This window comes from Bartonella sp. AA56HLJMS, assembly GCF_042197145.1.
Lineage (GTDB): Bacteria > Pseudomonadota > Alphaproteobacteria > Rhizobiales > Rhizobiaceae > Bartonella.
This window is the reverse complement of sequence record NZ_JBHIRL010000008.1, coordinates 1-14,841: the sequence shown is the minus strand read 5'-3', so window position 1 is coordinate 14,841 and position 14,841 is coordinate 1. Positions and strand designations below refer to the sequence as shown.

Here is a 14,841-nt window from a genome sequence, read left to right as displayed (position 1 = left end):
ATTTTGGCTAAAGATGAAAAAAACATCAAATATCTCTCCTCATTCAAGGGAGAAAAATTGCCCAATAAGGAAGAAATTATTTCCTTTATTAATGAGAATCCTGATCGATCAAATAAACGAGAAATAGCCAAAGCTTTTAACTTAAAAGGTAATTCTCGTATCTGGCTTAAAGATATATTACGTGCGTTAAAGGATCAAAATCTTATATCTAAACACCACAAAAGAGCAATAAACAAAGGAAAATTACCCCCTGTTTCTTTAGTAAAAATTAGCGGACGTGATAAAGATGGAAGTTTTATTGCACAACCTCTTGAATGGGGAGATTCTCCAAAGCCCAATATTGAAATACACTCTTTTCATCACATAACAGGAAGTAATATTGGTGTTGGAGATCATATTCTTGTAAAAGTTTTTCGAAATAAAAATTCTGAAAGCTCAAGCCATCCTTATACGGGACGAATTATTCGTAAAATTGATGTATCTCCCAAAAGCGCATTTGCTATTGTACGAAAATTGGAAAATAATCAATGGCGCCTTGATCCTATAGACCGCAAAACCAATGAACTCATTGTTGAAATGTCTCCAGAAATGAAGATGCAAATTGGTGATCTCGTTGAAGTCGAAATAAAAAAAAATACTGGTTACGGATTAAAGAGCGCAAAAATAAAGAATGTTTTAGGGCACATTAAGAGTGAGAAAACACTCTCAAGGATAGCGCTTCTTTCGAAAGGAATTCCTTATATTTTTCCTGAAAGTGTTCTTGAGCAAGCCAAACATATCAAAGCTGCCAATATGGATAATCGTGAAGATTGGCGACAATTACCCTTTATTACAATTGATCCACCAGATGCAAAAGACCATGATGATGCAGTTTATGCAACCAAGGATAAGGATCCAGCAAATAATGATGGTTGGATTATTATTGTAGCCATTGCAGATGTTTCTTATTATATCAAAACAGGAAGTGCTTTAGATAAAGAAGCATTGAAACGTGGAAATTCTGTTTATTTTCCCGATACCGTTGTGCCAATGTTACCTGAACGCCTTTCTCATGATTTATGTTCTCTGCGTGAAGGAAAAGAAAGACCAGCTTTAGCCGTTCGTATGATTTTTGATGCAAACGGTAATAAACGAAAACATAGTTTTCATCGTACTATGATTCGTGTAAGAGCCAAACTTTCTTATCAAGAAGTACAATTGGCAATTGAAGGTAATATAAATGAAAAAATAACCCCTCTTTTTGAGAGCATTTTGCACCCCTTATGGGAAGCCTATGCATGCCTTAAAGCTGCGCGAAATCGTCGCCAACCACTAGAATTAGAAATTGCAGAAAAAAAGATTATTCTTGATCAAAATGGATGCATAAAAGATGTTGTGAGTGAACCACAACTAGAAGCGCATCGTTTAATTGAAGAGTTTATGATACAAGCTAATATTGCAGCTTCTGAAACATTAAAACAACATCACCAGCCGCTCATTTATCGTATTCATGAAAAACCTTCTCTTGCTAAGCAAGAAATACTTCGGAGCTTTCTTCAAAGTTTGGGGATACCACTCTCCCGCGGAAGCGAACTTACCTCAGCGCGCCTTAATAGAATTTTAGAAAAGGTCGCTCATACTCAACAACAAGAACTAGTCAATCAAGTTATTTTGCGTTCACAATCACAAGCAGAGTACAACCCTAAAAATAGTGGCCATTTTGGTTTAAATTTGCAGAACTATACACATTTTACATCACCAATCCGTCGTTATGCTGATCTCATTATTCATCGAGCACTCATTAAAGCTCTCAAATTAGGAAATGATCAATTAACAGATACACAAGAACAAAATCTTGCAGAAATTGCTACGCAAGTTTCTTTATACGAACGCCGTGCAATGATGGCTGAAAGAGAAACGATTGATCGGCTTGTTGCTCACTATTTAACGAATAAAATCGGTCGTATTTTTACAGGCCGCATTTCCGGAGTTACAAAAGCAGGTCTTTTTATCTCACTTGATAAACTCAATACAGATGGTTTTATCCATATTTCTACACTTAAAAATGATTATTATCATTTTGATGAAGCACAACATGTTCTTGTAGGACAGCGTAGCCATAAAGGCTATCAGCTCAGTGATGTTGTAGAAGTAAAACTTATAACGGTACAACCTTTTGCTGGCGCTTTATGCTTTGAACTGTTAACAAAACCTCGTCCAATAAAATTTTCACCGACATCCTACCATAAAAACAAATTAAAAAAACAAAAGTATACTTTTTATGGGAAAAGAAAAAATTAATCTTCTTGCCCTCCATTGAATATATATGAATAATAAATTCAATTTAAGAAATGACTTATATTATATAATATTTATATATACAATCTTATTTCTTTAGTATACAAGAGGATAAATTTTATTGTTAAGTCTATAATAACCATATAAAAATCTTGCAGTTTTTTATACTTAGAAAATGAGAGAAACTGCAAAGGATAGTTTTGACTCCCTTTCATTTCAGCTCATCTTTTCATTGTTTAAATAAACAAGAGTACCTTAAGCCATTCTCATGAAAAAAAAACCTTTTGACTCTCAAAATAATTCTTTGCGTGCAATTATTGCCGCTATTGCAACCATTGGCACTGTTGGAACAGCATTGGCAATGGGAACACAACTTGTCTCTCTTCTTATGGCAGAGAAAGGACTTTCCAACAGTACAATCGGCTATAGTGGAACAGTTGGTGGAATCGCCACAATTATTGCAGCTATTTTTACGTCTCGAATTGCCTTATACTTAGGAATCGCTCAAACAATATTGCTTATGATGGCGATAGGATCTTTAAGTTTTTTAGGATTCTATTTTTTTGATCCCATATGGGTTTGGTTTATTTTAAAGTTTATATTACATTTCAGCATGACAGTTATGTTTATCCTGTCAGAGTTTTGGATCAACAGTTATGCTCCCCCAAAAAAACGCGGTTTGATCCTTTCTATTTATGCTATTGTCTTAGGATTAGGGTTTATAATAGGTCTAACGCTGCTAGCAAAAGTGGGAACACAAGGATTTATTCCTTTTGCTGTTGGATATAGCCTTATTATACTTGCTACTATACCAATTCTTACCGCTTGGAAATTAAGTCCAGAATTTCAAAAAAATCAATATATGCCATTTTTTCGTTATCTTTTTCACGTTCCAAGTGCAATGATGGCGGTCCTTGTTTACGGAGCCATTCAAATGGGCGTATTAACTCTTATAATACCCTTTAGTTTATCCATTGGCTATAATGAGCATGAAGCAGCACACTTTATGGCAACGCTTGCACTTGGGAATGTTTTGCTCTTAATTCCTATCAGCATTATAAGCGACTATGCCAAAGATCGACGTTATCCACTAATAAGTTGTGCTATCCTAGGTCTTGTGGGAACTTTTATGGTACCATGGATCACTCAATATCCATGGGTTCTAATGCTTGATCTGTTCCTTCTTGGTGGTGTATCAGCTAGCCTTTATACAATTGCTCTGGCACATCTAGGAGCACGTCTTAAGGGCCAAGAACTTGCTGCTGCTAATTCTGCCTTTATTTTTTGCTATGGAATTGGTATGCTCATCGGGCCAACCTTTATTGGAAAATCCATGGATATTTTTAATCCTTTTGGTTTTTCAATAGCTATGGCTGTTTTTTTCGGTTTATATGTCATTTTGGTGTTTGTCCAACTTATGAGAAAATTAATCAGCTCTTGACTTTTTTGAGAACATCCGTAGTGTTGCCGGAAAATCTGATGATGTCGGAAATAAATTTTGACAGAAATAATATTTTTTCAGTATAAATAGGGTATTTACATTATGGCTAAAGCAGCAACCATTAAGATCAAGCTTTTATCAACTGCAGATACTGGTTTTTTCTATGTAACAAAGAAAAACAGCCGTACAATGACAGATAAAATGAGCAAGCGTAAATATGATCCAGTTGTAAAAAAGCACGTTGAATTTAAAGAAACAAAAATTAAATAAATAAAATTATCATTGAATTGATAGATTTTATACTCCAAAAGAAATGTGGGAGTATTGCTCTTCAAAGTTATTTTTTGAGGGCTGTTTTTTATTTCCTTAAGTTTAAAAAGTTTACTTTAAAATTTGTTTTTGTACGGATTTGGATAAGTTGAATTATTATTTAAGTTGCTTACATATATTCTGCATGAGTATTTGATTATTGTGATATCTAACGAAAATTTTGTCATTAAAACGAGACATTGTTTCGTCATATGAATAAAGTTTCTCGGGTGAATTATAAACAATACTAAAATAGAGTTATAATAATGTTAGCAGTTTCTTTATTTCATGAAAAAATCTTTTTCTCATTTTAATCTAAGGAGCTTTAATCTAAAAGTAATCGGTTTCAGTATTTTTGTCGCTGCTAGCATTCTTATCATTATGTCAACTTATTTTAAGAAAACTCAGCGGTTGCCTCAAAAAGAAAAATTTTCTTCTCAAAACTCTGTTGAAGGAAATGCATTAATCATTGATGGCGATACCATTATGATTTCTTCAATTAAGATTCGACTAGCTGGAATTGATGCTCCTGAACTCCACCAATTTTGTGGAAAAAAAGAAGCTCGCTACCCTTGTGGGCTTGAGGCAAAGAAATATTTAGAACAATTATTAAAAAATCAAACTGTTACATGTCACTGGCAAAAAACAGATAAATATCGCCGTATTCTTGCAACATGTAAAACAAAACAAGTTAGCAATATCAACGCAACACTTGTACATAATGGTTGGGCTGTAAATTATTATGAATACCCCAAAGAAGAGCAAGAAGCTAGAAAGAAAAAGAAAGGAATATGGGCATCAAGTTTTCAACGACCAAAAGAATGGCGCAAAGCAAATCCTCGCACAGAATAAAAAAAATATTTTTTAATTTTATTTACTAATGAAACAATGTAGCCCAATTATCAAACTTGAAAAAGAGATCTATTCCTGTCGTGTTTGCGTCCAACAACCCCATTATTTTCCTCCTCTTCCTCATGAACCAAACCCTGTCGTTTATTTATCCGATACTGCTTCGATTGCAATTGCAGGCCAAGCACCAGGGTTGCGTGTCCATGAAACGTCTATCCCTTTTAATGATCGCTCTGGTGAAAAATTGCGTAATTGGCTGGGTGTCACGAAAGAAGAATTTTATAATAAATCTCTCTTTGCTATTGTTCCTATGGGATTTTGTTTTCCAGGTTATGACAAAAATAAAGCTGATTTACCACCAAGACGTGAATGTCGAGAAATATGGCATGAAAAGATATTTCAGGCAATGCCTCAAATAAAGCTTGTTCTTGCTATTGGCAGTTATGCGCAAAAGTGGCACATTACAGAATTAAAACATAAAACCGTTTCTGCAACTGTTGGTGATTGGAGAAATATTCTTTCCATTCCTCAACCTCGAGGCTATAATGTTATGCCTTTGCCTCATCCGTCATGGCGAAATACTTTTTGGTTACAGAAAAACCCATGGTTTAACGATGAGCTTATTGTATATCTGCGTCGTTTAGTGCGTAAATTTTTATAAATTAAAATATTGAGAAAAAATATGGATCGTCTTGACCGAAAAATTTTACATCTTTTGCAAGAAAATGCGACACTTTCTGTTGCTGATATTGCTAAAAAAGTGGGACTTTCGACCACTCCTTGCTGGCGTAGAATTCAAAAACTTGAAGAAGATGGCGTCATTCAGCGTCGTGTTGCTGTTCTTTCTCCAGAAAAAGTAAACGCACACGTCACTGTTTTTGTGTCTATTCGCACAAATACACATAGTCATGAATGGTTTAAGCGTTTTTCAAAAATTGTGCAAGAATTCCGTGAAGTCATTGAATTTTATCGAATGAGTGGAGATATTGACTATTTATTGCGTGTTGTTGTGCCCAACATTGAAGCTTATGATCTTTTTTATAAAAAATTAATTTCTAAAATTGATATCCGTGATGTCTCATCTTCTTTCGCAATGGAACAGATTAAATATACAACGGAACTTCCGCTGAATTATATTAAATTACACGACAAGACGCATGAACAAAGCTCTTAAGATTTTTTATATCCGTCTTATGATCTTTTAGGCATTCAAACTTTCTTGTTCCAAAACTGCCATTTGTGCATGTGTTAAAACAGCGGCTTTGACGATACCAGCTGCCATAGCTGCTCCTGTCCCTTCACCAAGACGCATCCCCAAATCTAGAAGTGGTTCTTTGCCAATTTTTTTTAAAAGTTTACGATGAGCTGTCTCAGAAGAAACATGTCCAACAAGGGTATGATCAAGAGCTTTTGGATGCATTTTATAAAGAACCGCTGCAGCTACTGTTGCCACAAAACCATCTAAAATAACGGGTATTTTTTCTATTCTTGCTGCTAAAATAGCACCAACCATAGCAGCAATCTCACGTCCTCCTAAGCGACGCATTATCTCAAAAGGATCATTAAAATAATCCTTATGCAAAGAAATGGCTGTCTTAACCGCTGCAATTTTACGCTGATAAAAATCACCTTCTGATTCCATACCATTTCCTGTCCATTCTTCCACTTCCCCTCCAAACAATGCTAAGCATAAAGCTGAAGCTATTGTTGTGTTTCCAATTCCCATTTCTCCAATACATAAAAGATCTGTTCCACCCGCAATGGATTCCATTCCAAATGCCATTGTAGCAGCCGCACTCCGCTCATCCATTGCGGCATCCTTCGTAATATTCATTGTTGGATATTCCAATGCTAAATCAAAAATTTTTAATCCAAGATCATAAGCAATACAAATTTGATTGATAGCAGCTCCACCAGATGCAAAATTTTCTACCATTTTTTGTGTCATAGATTGTGGAAATGGTGTAATATTCTCCTCTACAATACCATGGTTTCCAGAAAAAATAGCAACCAAAGGTCGCGTTACGATAGGTTTTTCTGTACCCCTCCACCCCGCATACCAAACAGCAATATCTCCTAGTTTTCCCAATGTTCCTTGCTCTTTTGTTAAGTTTTTTTGCCGTTTTTTTGCCAAAATTATAGAAAACTCATCAGCAACAGGTAAATTTGTAAGCAAAGCACGAAAATCATCAAATGGACTAGCGATCATAAGGATACCTTTTAAAATCTACAATGTTTATGAAAATCACGTCATATATACAGGATATAAATAATTTATTGTTTTTTTAACAGTGCTTTAAAAAAGTTAAATACTATGAAGGCAATAATTTCTATATTCTATTTTCTACCCCAATAACAAATGTGCAAGATTCAAAATGTTATTAATATCTTATGACTACCTTTACAGTGATACCCTTAAGTTATTTTTTATTTAATAGGTATAATCAGCATGCCGTTTAATATATAAATTCTAACATTCTTATTCATAATAAAAGTTATAAACTTTCAAAAACTTATAAAATTAAAAGGATCAAAATTATCGCAAAGACATCCAAACGCAAAGGATCTCAACTTTAATATATGTTAATTGTCTGACTGTTATTAAATGAGAGCATAAAAAGCTTCTTTTAAAGTACATATATCTGCGTTTGGTTTTGTCGCATCATTTGATAGTATTTGCCGCCATCGACGTGCCCCACCCCGCCCATGAAATAAACCAATCATGTGACGCGTCACATGAGAAAGCCGCCCCCCCGATGCAATATGTCGAGCCGCATAATCACACATAACCTCAATAAGATCACTCTCACTTAGACTATTCTGCGACTCACCATAGAGTTCAAAATCAATATGTTTTAACAAAGTTGGATCATGATAAACTTGGCGACCAACCATGACAGCATCACAGAAAGTTAAGTGTTCTTTGATCTCATCAATCGATTTAATTCCACCATTTATCCCAATGAATTTATGAGGATATTGACGTTTTAATTTGTAAACCCTTTCATAATTAAGGGGCGGAATATTGCGATTTTCTTTCGGACTCAATCCTTGTAGCCATGCCTTGCGTGCATGTATCCAAAGCGCATCACATCCAGCATTCCAAACCTGATTAGCCAAAAGATCTAACGCTAACTCTTCATCTTGTTCGTCCACTCCAATCCGACATTTGACAGTTACAGGTATAGTAACCTCTCGTTTCATTGCTTCTACGGCATTTGCCACAATGTCTGGATGTAGCATCAAACAAGCTCCAAAGACACCTGCTTGAACACGATTTGATGGGCAACCAACATTGAGATTTATTTCGTTGTAGCCAAAATCCTCAGCAATTCGTGCAGCTTCTGCTAACTTTTTCGGATCTGCGCCCCCTAATTGTAATGCAACTGGACATTCTTTGTCGCTAAAAGCCAACAATTGTTCGCGAACACCATGAATGACAGCATCTGCTACCATCATTTCCGTATAAAGGAGAGCTTTTTTCGTTAAAAGACGATAAAAAAATCTGCAATGTCGGTCTGTCCAGTCCAACATTGGTGCTACTGCAAATTTTATAGGCGATGGAAGGTTGTAAAATATCATGAGGGTATTACTCTCATGTCCCTATAGCTCTCTCTTTATACATAAAAAAAATACTTACTTTTAGTTTACGGAAAATTTTATTCTCTTATACTATCATGAGTATAATAACAGCTCATTATTTTCAATTGATATCAAGGTTTACTACAATCAATCATGCCACAACACAATATCGCATTTCTCATAGATTAGTGTTCAGGTATATAAACATGAAAAAAGAAGATTTTTACTATAATATAAAAAACTCATTTATAAGTTCTTCTTATTACGCTCTTCAAGCCTCTTCCCTTACATGATTTAGTACAGCGTTTAAGATAATAAATGCTAAACTAACACATTATAGAATTTTTCATGATCGATTTAATTTTCTTTAGATTTTTTTAACTCATTGTGCAAATAAACGATACAGAAAGTAGCTTTTATCTTCTCTTAAAGAAGAAAAAAACCTTATTTCACACGAATCTAATTATAAATTATTTTTTATCAATGAGTTCTTTTTGGTAATATTCTTAGATTTCACTTTATAAGATAGACAAATTTCATCTTAAATATTCTATCTAATTTTGCCATTTTGTGATTCTTGCAAAAAAAAACTAAAATCAGGGTATAGACAACCATTGCCTTTTTAATATCTATAACTAATATCAGTATCTCTCGAAGGAAAATATTTTACAATATTGCAGATACAATCTGTAAAATGAAATGATCATAAACGTTGTTCAATCTCTTGTTGGCTTTGCATATAGGAAGAAAGAGTATCAACCTCTTGTTCATTAAATAGGAGCCCCAGTTTTGAACGACGCCATAACACATCTTCACATACTTTAGCCCATTCTTTTTCCATCAACCATTTTACTTCTACTTCATAAAGCCCATGTCCAAAATTTTTTCCTTTATTTGCCTTACCATGTGCAAAGATCACCAATGCTTCCGTACCGTAGGAGCGTGCAAGCCTGCGATGTGTAAAAGCATCTAAATCTGGCATTAAAAGAGCAATCCTATTTTCGATTGTATCTAATTTGTTATAGGGAAAATCACCCCCTGGAAGTACTGCCTTAGCCGTCCATGATGCTCCCTTTTTACCAAGCTCTTTTTCAACAAATTTCATCGCATCTTCAGCCAACTTACGATAAGTTGTAATCTTTCCACCATAAAGATTAAGAATCTTTGGTGTTGTTCCTGTTCCCATTTCTTTTAAAACATAATCGCGCGTAATTTCTTGTGCTTTTGAAGCTCCATCATCATAGAGTGGACGAACTCCAGAGTAAGACCAGACAATCGTTTCAGGCAACACTGGTTGTATGAAATATTCACTGGCTGCTGCACAAATATAATCAATTTCTGTATCAGTAATATGAACGTCAGCCGGATCTCCTTGATAATTACAATCTGTTGTTCCAAGCAAGGTAAACTCTTCTTGATATGGAATAGCAAATATAATACGCTCATCACCATTTTGAAAAATATAAGCACGATCATGAGTATAAAGTTTGGGAACCAAAATATGAGAACCTCTAACAAGCCGTATTGGTGTATGTTCTTTACAGTCTAATACGCTTGCCAAAACATGATCAATCCAAGGTCCTGTCATATTCGCAACATAAGAAGCAGTGACACTATATTCTTTGCTACTTAACTTGTCTTGAAGAAAGATACGCCATTTATTGTCTTCTTTTTTTAAAGAGAGAACTTCTGTTCGTACTTTTATATCAGCTCCCCACTTTTCTGCATCACGAGCATTGCCAATAACTAAACGCGCATCATCTACTCTTGCATCAGAATATTCAAAACCTCTCTGATATTCTTTCTTCAGTGTAGAGCAAAATTTTTGTGAAAAATTAATCGTTTTACTGCGCCACAATTTCTGATTCCAATTCCCTAAATAATCATAAATAAAAAGTCCAAAACGCAACATCCAAGCAGGGCGCAATTCTTTATGATAAGGAAGGAGAAAACGCAAAGGACGCACAATATGTGGAGCCATACGTAAAATAATCTCGCGTTCTTTCAATGCTTCACGAACAAGTTTGAACTCATAGTGTTCAAGATAACGAAGCCCACCATGAATAAGCTTTGTTGACGCACTTGAGGTCCCAGATGCAAGATCGTTCATTTCAGCCAATCCCACTTTAAATCCGCGTCCTGCTGCATCTCTTGCCAATCCACAGCCGTTTATCCCTCCTCCAATGATAAACAGATCATAATGTGTTGTGGTTTTCATAATTTCACTTTTCATTATTTAATTTTGTTTCTCAGTACTCAATAAAGCAACAGGAAAAAATAATACAAATGTTCTTCATTGTATTATCAACGTACTTTTTCCTAAAATAAACACGCACAAAAAGCTTTTGATACCCTTATACATCAAAACAACATTTGACAAATTAAAGAGAATTTTTTTATCTTTTACAAAACATAATCCTTACCAAGCCAAGGTTTATCATATGAAATCTTTTTAGAGAAAAATTGATGTTTTTTCTCATTCTTAAAGATACACTATAACTAAATGCTTCATTGCACATAGATAGCGCTTTTCATATAGTTCACTCAATGACACCCTAAAAAATGTGAAGGTATACAAATGAATTATCACTCTCAAAACTCGAAAATAATACTTTTTTCAAAAATTTTAGTCATAGTTATGTCGAGTATTTTAATCTTTTTACCTTCTTTATCAAACGCAACATCACACTCAAAAACAGCAAATGATTTAAGCTTAGAAAAGCTTAAATCACAACTTTTGGAAGATTCTAGCTTTTTATCTAAGCTTAAAGAAAAAATGATACCACATACTGATTCTCATCATATTCAACAAATCGTCAGAGAGTATCTTCTTACTCATCCAGAAATTATGATTGAAATGCAGCTTATTCTTCAAGATAAGCTGGAAAAACAGAATGAATACGAAAACCAAAAACAAACTTCTGTCATTCATTCATTAGAAAAGGAAATTTTTCACTCTCCTCATGACGCTGTTTTGGGGAATCCAAATGGTAAAAAAATACTTGTTGATTTTTTTGATTACAATTGCAGATTTTGTAAAAGTGCCTATTCAGATATAGAAAGCTTGATAAAAGAATATCCAGATCTACGGGTTATTATCAAGGATTTACCGATTTTGGGATCTGATTCTATGGCGGCTCATACCGTTGCCTATGCATTTCGAAAACAATTTCCAGAAAAATATCCTCAGTTTCATAAAAAGCTTTTAATGCATCAAGGGCGTGCAAATGAAGCTAAAGCTATAAAAATAGCTGTTTCATTAGGAGCAGATGAAAAAAAACTACATAATGCAATAAAAGATCCCACTCTGCAAAACGCTTTTAAAGAAAACATTCAAATTGCCTCTGCACTTCATATTACGGGAACACCTTCTTACATCATTGGTGATAAAATATTCATCGGCGCAGCCAGACAAGATATTCTAAAACAAGCGATAGATAATACACAGTGAATACCTGATCCGTTTTAGGAAGAATACTGTAAATGAGGTAATTTTATGCTTTCTCTTTTTTGATAACAGGCTTATAAGTGCAATTTTACGTAAAGCAGATACAAGTTTTAAATTGCAAAGTATAATGATTTAAAGGAAATAAAAATCTTTAAAGCCTCAAAAGATGTCATCCCTAATCTAGAGATATTCGGTCATAAAATGAGATAATGACGATCTTCATTGATCAAGGAGTTAGAAATAAAATGGCAACAAAAAAAATGGATTCGGCAAAAACCGCAATTGATACGAAAATTATTCGTGATCTTGCTGAAATTTTGAATGATACAAATTTAACGAACATTGAAGTTGAACAAGGGGAGCTTCGTATTTGTGTCTCACGCCAAAATACCTTAACTTCTTCTGAGCAAGTAATCTATGCCCCTGTTTCTACTCCTACTTTTTCTGTAACATCTTCTCCAGTTCCAACAGCTGAATCTCCTATACAATCTATCCAAGAAGATAAATCAAAAAACACAATAACCTCTCCAATGGTTGGAACAGCTTATCTTGCACCCTCACCAGGCGCACAACCTTTTGTAGAAGTAGGACAAAATGTTTCTGAAGGGGAAACATTACTTATTATTGAAGCCATGAAAACAATGAATCAAATTTCATCACCGCGCTCCGGTACGGTAACCACTGTTCTTGTCAAAGATGGTCAACCTGTTGAATTTGGTGAACCACTTATTATTGTTGAATAAAGCGAGGGGCAACCATGATTCGAAAAATCCTCATTGCTAATCGAGGAGAAATTGCTCTTCGCGTTTTACGTGCATGTAAAGAACTTGGCATAAAAACCGTGGCTGTTCACTCTACCGCTGATGCAGATGCAATGCATGTTCGTCTTGCTGACGAAAGTGTTTGTATTGGCCCTCCTCCCGCTCGTGATTCTTATTTGAGTATTCAGCAAATTATTGCTGCTTGTGAAATTACAGGAGCGGATGCTGTTCATCCAGGTTATGGCTTTCTTTCTGAAAATGCAAAATTTGCAGATGTTCTAGAAGCCCATGATATTACATTCATCGGTCCAACAGCTACTCATATCCGCATCATGGGCGATAAAATCGAAGCAAAGAAAACCGCCAAAAAACTTGGTATTCCTGTAGTTCCAGGTTCAGATGGAGCAGTCACTGAAGAATCAGATGCTTTACGCACTGCTCGTGAAATTGGTTATCCGGTTATTATAAAAGCTTCTGCTGGTGGTGGCGGACGTGGTATGAAAGTCGTTCATTCTGAACAAGAATTTTCTATAGCTCTCAAAACAACGCGTTCAGAAGCGAAAGCTGCTTTTGGTGATGACGCTGTTTACATAGAAAAATATTTAGAAAAACCCCGTCATATTGAAATTCAAGTCATAGGTGATGGTGCGGGAAATGCTATTCATTTAGGAGAACGCGATTGTTCTCTTCAACGACGGCATCAAAAAGTATGGGAAGAAGCTACGTCACCTGCACTTAATGAAACTGAACGGAAAAAAATTGGAAATATTGTTGCAAATGCCTGTGCCCAACTTGGATATCGTGGAGCTGGTACTATTGAATTTCTTTATGAAAATGGCGAATTTTATTTTATTGAAATGAATACACGTTTACAAGTCGAGCATCCTGTAACTGAAGCAATTACAGGTATAGATTTAGTCCACGAACAAATCCATATTGCATCAGGCTGTAAACTTTCAGTAACACAAGATGAAGTCTGTTTTTCTGGTCATGCCATTGAATGCCGTATTAATGCAGAAGATCCCATTAACTTTACGCCATCACCTGGAACCATTACACATTTTCATACACCTGGAGGTTTAGGGATTCGTGTTGATTCAGGCGCTTATTCAGGTTATCGTATTCCTCCTTACTATGATAGCATGATTGGAAAGCTGATTGTTCATGGACGTACCCGTTTAGAATGTATGATGCGTTTACGGCGTGCTTTAGATGAATTTGTCGTCGATGGGATAAAAACTACACTACCTCTTTTTCGCGATCTTATTAATAATCAAGATGTTGCTGATGGTAATTATAATATTCACTGGCTAGAAAATTACCTTGCTAATCAATCAAAGTCTTCAGATTCGTAATTCGATAGCAAAACGGTGCATTCTTATAAAAGATTCTATAAGATATCAACATAAGGATAGTTCCAACCTTGCTGTAAAAAGTGGAAAAAGGAAATAAATTGGTTATTTTTTATATAGTTTTCTTTTAATATACATAAAATTTAATAATTTTCTGTTTTCCTTTTTGTTAGTTTGTGCTAACTCCTACATGGTTACGCCCTTATAGCTCAGTTGGTAGAGCACCTGATTTGTAATCAGGGGGTCGGGAGTTCGAGTCTCTCTGGGGGCACCATGCTCTTTTTTATCCAAAATGATTTATTGATTTTCCATATATTTTTTACAGTGAGGGACGCGTAAATAAAAGTTAGGGAATAGGATTTTTTAACCTATCTCTATAGGACGCCTCTTTTTTTGCAAACTTTCTCAAGAAGGCCTTTTAATTCTGCTAAGGTTTGTTGTGAAAAATTCTCTAAATTTCTAACAAACTCACCAACAGCTTCACGCCTCAACGGATCAGAAGTCTTGATTGTAAAACTTTTGCGACAAGCATAAGCTGCTTTCCTTAAGAGAGAAGCCTTCTCTTTATCTAAACCATAAAGCTCTATGATCCTTTTCTCCAGTCCTACAGGAACAGATTTTTTGCCAATCTCGACAGAAGATAAAAATGCTACAGATATGTCTAATTTTTTAGCCATATCTAAAGGCGTTCTGAATGATCAATGCGAAGTTTGCGTAAGGTTTTACCAAATGGTGTAAGCATCAAAAAAAGTCCTATTAGAGAAGAAATATTTTCTTCTGATTCTAACAAATCTTTTTATGATTTTCTTCAATTATTGCGAA

General features: G+C 35.0%; 12 protein-coding genes, 1 tRNA gene and 1 pseudogene. 10 read left to right on the top strand and 4 right to left on the bottom strand.

Annotated features, from left to right (window positions below; translation table 11 throughout):
* Positions 1 to 3 precede the first annotated feature (3 nt).
* The 6 genes from rnr to ACFINI_RS05425 all read left to right on the top strand — a co-directional run bounded on the left by rnr (position 4) and on the right by ACFINI_RS05425 (position 6,050).
* Positions 4 to 2,280, top strand: a complete 2,277-nt coding sequence (rnr, locus tag ACFINI_RS05450) for a ribonuclease R (protein ID WP_375646616.1) — start codon at positions 4 to 6, stop codon at positions 2,278 to 2,280.
* 265 nt (positions 2,281 to 2,545) lie between these two features.
* Entirely contained in the window at positions 2,546 to 3,718 is a 1,173-nt protein-coding gene (locus ACFINI_RS05445; protein ID WP_375646612.1) for an MFS transporter, read from the top strand.
* A gap of 102 nt (positions 3,719 to 3,820) precedes the next feature.
* Positions 3,821 to 3,988, top strand: coding sequence for a 50S ribosomal protein L33 (gene rpmG, locus ACFINI_RS05440; protein WP_004864083.1), 168 nt, complete (start codon positions 3,821 to 3,823; stop codon positions 3,986 to 3,988).
* Between the two features lie 327 nt (positions 3,989 to 4,315).
* On the top strand, positions 4,316 to 4,879 hold the full coding sequence (locus tag ACFINI_RS05435; protein ID WP_375646609.1) for a thermonuclease family protein: 564 nt from the start codon (positions 4,316 to 4,318) through the stop codon (positions 4,877 to 4,879).
* A 28-nt stretch (positions 4,880 to 4,907) separates the two neighbouring features.
* Positions 4,908 to 5,537, top strand: a complete 630-nt coding sequence (locus ACFINI_RS05430) for a uracil-DNA glycosylase family protein (protein WP_375640809.1) — start codon at positions 4,908 to 4,910, stop codon at positions 5,535 to 5,537.
* 21 nt (positions 5,538 to 5,558) lie between these two features.
* Positions 5,559 to 6,050, top strand: a complete 492-nt coding sequence (locus ACFINI_RS05425; protein WP_375608344.1) for an Lrp/AsnC family transcriptional regulator — start codon at positions 5,559 to 5,561, stop codon at positions 6,048 to 6,050.
* 27 nt (positions 6,051 to 6,077) lie between these two features.
* Here the strand turns inward: ACFINI_RS05425 and cobT are convergent, their stop codons facing one another.
* From cobT to glpD, 3 genes are all read right to left on the bottom strand, one after another.
* A complete protein-coding gene (gene cobT / locus ACFINI_RS05420) occupies positions 6,078 to 7,085 on the bottom strand; it encodes a nicotinate-nucleotide--dimethylbenzimidazole phosphoribosyltransferase (RefSeq protein ID WP_375621284.1) in 1,008 nt (335 codons plus the stop codon).
* Positions 7,086 to 7,477: 392 nt separating this feature from the next.
* Positions 7,478 to 8,458: a tRNA dihydrouridine(20/20a) synthase DusA gene (dusA, locus tag ACFINI_RS05415; RefSeq protein ID WP_375629884.1), complete on the bottom strand. Its 981-nt coding sequence runs from the start codon at positions 8,456 to 8,458 to the stop codon at positions 7,478 to 7,480.
* A gap of 703 nt (positions 8,459 to 9,161) precedes the next feature.
* Positions 9,162 to 10,691 (bottom strand): glycerol-3-phosphate dehydrogenase, encoded by a 1,530-nt coding sequence (gene glpD / locus ACFINI_RS05410; protein ID WP_375646603.1) that lies wholly within the window; start codon positions 10,689 to 10,691, stop codon positions 9,162 to 9,164.
* Between the two features lie 345 nt (positions 10,692 to 11,036).
* Between glpD and ACFINI_RS05405 the strand changes: the two genes are divergently transcribed.
* From ACFINI_RS05405 to ACFINI_RS05390, 4 genes are all read left to right on the top strand, one after another.
* Positions 11,037 to 11,909, top strand: a complete 873-nt coding sequence (locus ACFINI_RS05405; RefSeq protein ID WP_375646598.1) for a DsbA family protein — start codon at positions 11,037 to 11,039, stop codon at positions 11,907 to 11,909.
* Positions 11,910 to 12,151: 242 nt separating this feature from the next.
* Positions 12,152 to 12,649 carry an acetyl-CoA carboxylase biotin carboxyl carrier protein gene (gene accB, locus ACFINI_RS05400; RefSeq protein WP_375646594.1) on the top strand — a complete coding sequence of 166 codons (498 nt, stop codon included), beginning with the start codon at positions 12,152 to 12,154 and terminating at the stop codon, positions 12,647 to 12,649.
* A gap of 14 nt (positions 12,650 to 12,663) precedes the next feature.
* Positions 12,664 to 14,022, top strand: coding sequence for an acetyl-CoA carboxylase biotin carboxylase subunit (gene accC, locus ACFINI_RS05395; RefSeq protein ID WP_375646590.1), 1,359 nt, complete (start codon positions 12,664 to 12,666; stop codon positions 14,020 to 14,022).
* 195 nt (positions 14,023 to 14,217) lie between these two features.
* Positions 14,218 to 14,293 (top strand) — tRNA-Thr (locus ACFINI_RS05390).
* A 100-nt stretch (positions 14,294 to 14,393) separates the two neighbouring features.
* Here the strand turns inward: ACFINI_RS05390 and ACFINI_RS05385 are convergent.
* Positions 14,394 to 14,761, bottom strand: a pseudogene (locus ACFINI_RS05385) (XRE family transcriptional regulator).
* Between the last annotated feature and the right edge of the window lie 80 nt (positions 14,762 to 14,841).

Excerpts from the sequence above, each read along its gene's own strand:
- ACFINI_RS05445 (WP_375646612.1), top strand. The coding sequence starts at position 2,546 with ATGAAAAAAAAACCTTTTGACTCTCAAAATAATTCTTTGCGTGCAATT.
- rpmG (WP_004864083.1), top strand. The coding sequence starts at position 3,821 with ATGGCTAAAGCAGCAACCATTAAGATCAAGCTTTTATCAACTGCAGAT.
- ACFINI_RS05435 (WP_375646609.1), top strand. The coding sequence starts at position 4,316 with ATGAAAAAATCTTTTTCTCATTTTAATCTAAGGAGCTTTAATCTAAAA.
- ACFINI_RS05430 (WP_375640809.1), top strand. The coding sequence starts at position 4,908 with ATGAAACAATGTAGCCCAATTATCAAACTTGAAAAAGAGATCTATTCC.
- ACFINI_RS05425 (WP_375608344.1), top strand. The coding sequence starts at position 5,559 with ATGGATCGTCTTGACCGAAAAATTTTACATCTTTTGCAAGAAAATGCG.
- cobT (WP_375621284.1), bottom strand. The coding sequence starts at position 7,085 with ATGATCGCTAGTCCATTTGATGATTTTCGTGCTTTGCTTACAAATTTA.
- dusA (WP_375629884.1), bottom strand. The coding sequence starts at position 8,458 with ATGATATTTTACAACCTTCCATCGCCTATAAAATTTGCAGTAGCACCA.
- glpD (WP_375646603.1), bottom strand. The coding sequence starts at position 10,691 with ATGAAAAGTGAAATTATGAAAACCACAACACATTATGATCTGTTTATC.
- ACFINI_RS05405 (WP_375646598.1), top strand. The coding sequence starts at position 11,037 with ATGAATTATCACTCTCAAAACTCGAAAATAATACTTTTTTCAAAAATT.
- accB (WP_375646594.1), top strand. The coding sequence starts at position 12,152 with ATGGCAACAAAAAAAATGGATTCGGCAAAAACCGCAATTGATACGAAA.
- accC (WP_375646590.1), top strand. The coding sequence starts at position 12,664 with ATGATTCGAAAAATCCTCATTGCTAATCGAGGAGAAATTGCTCTTCGC.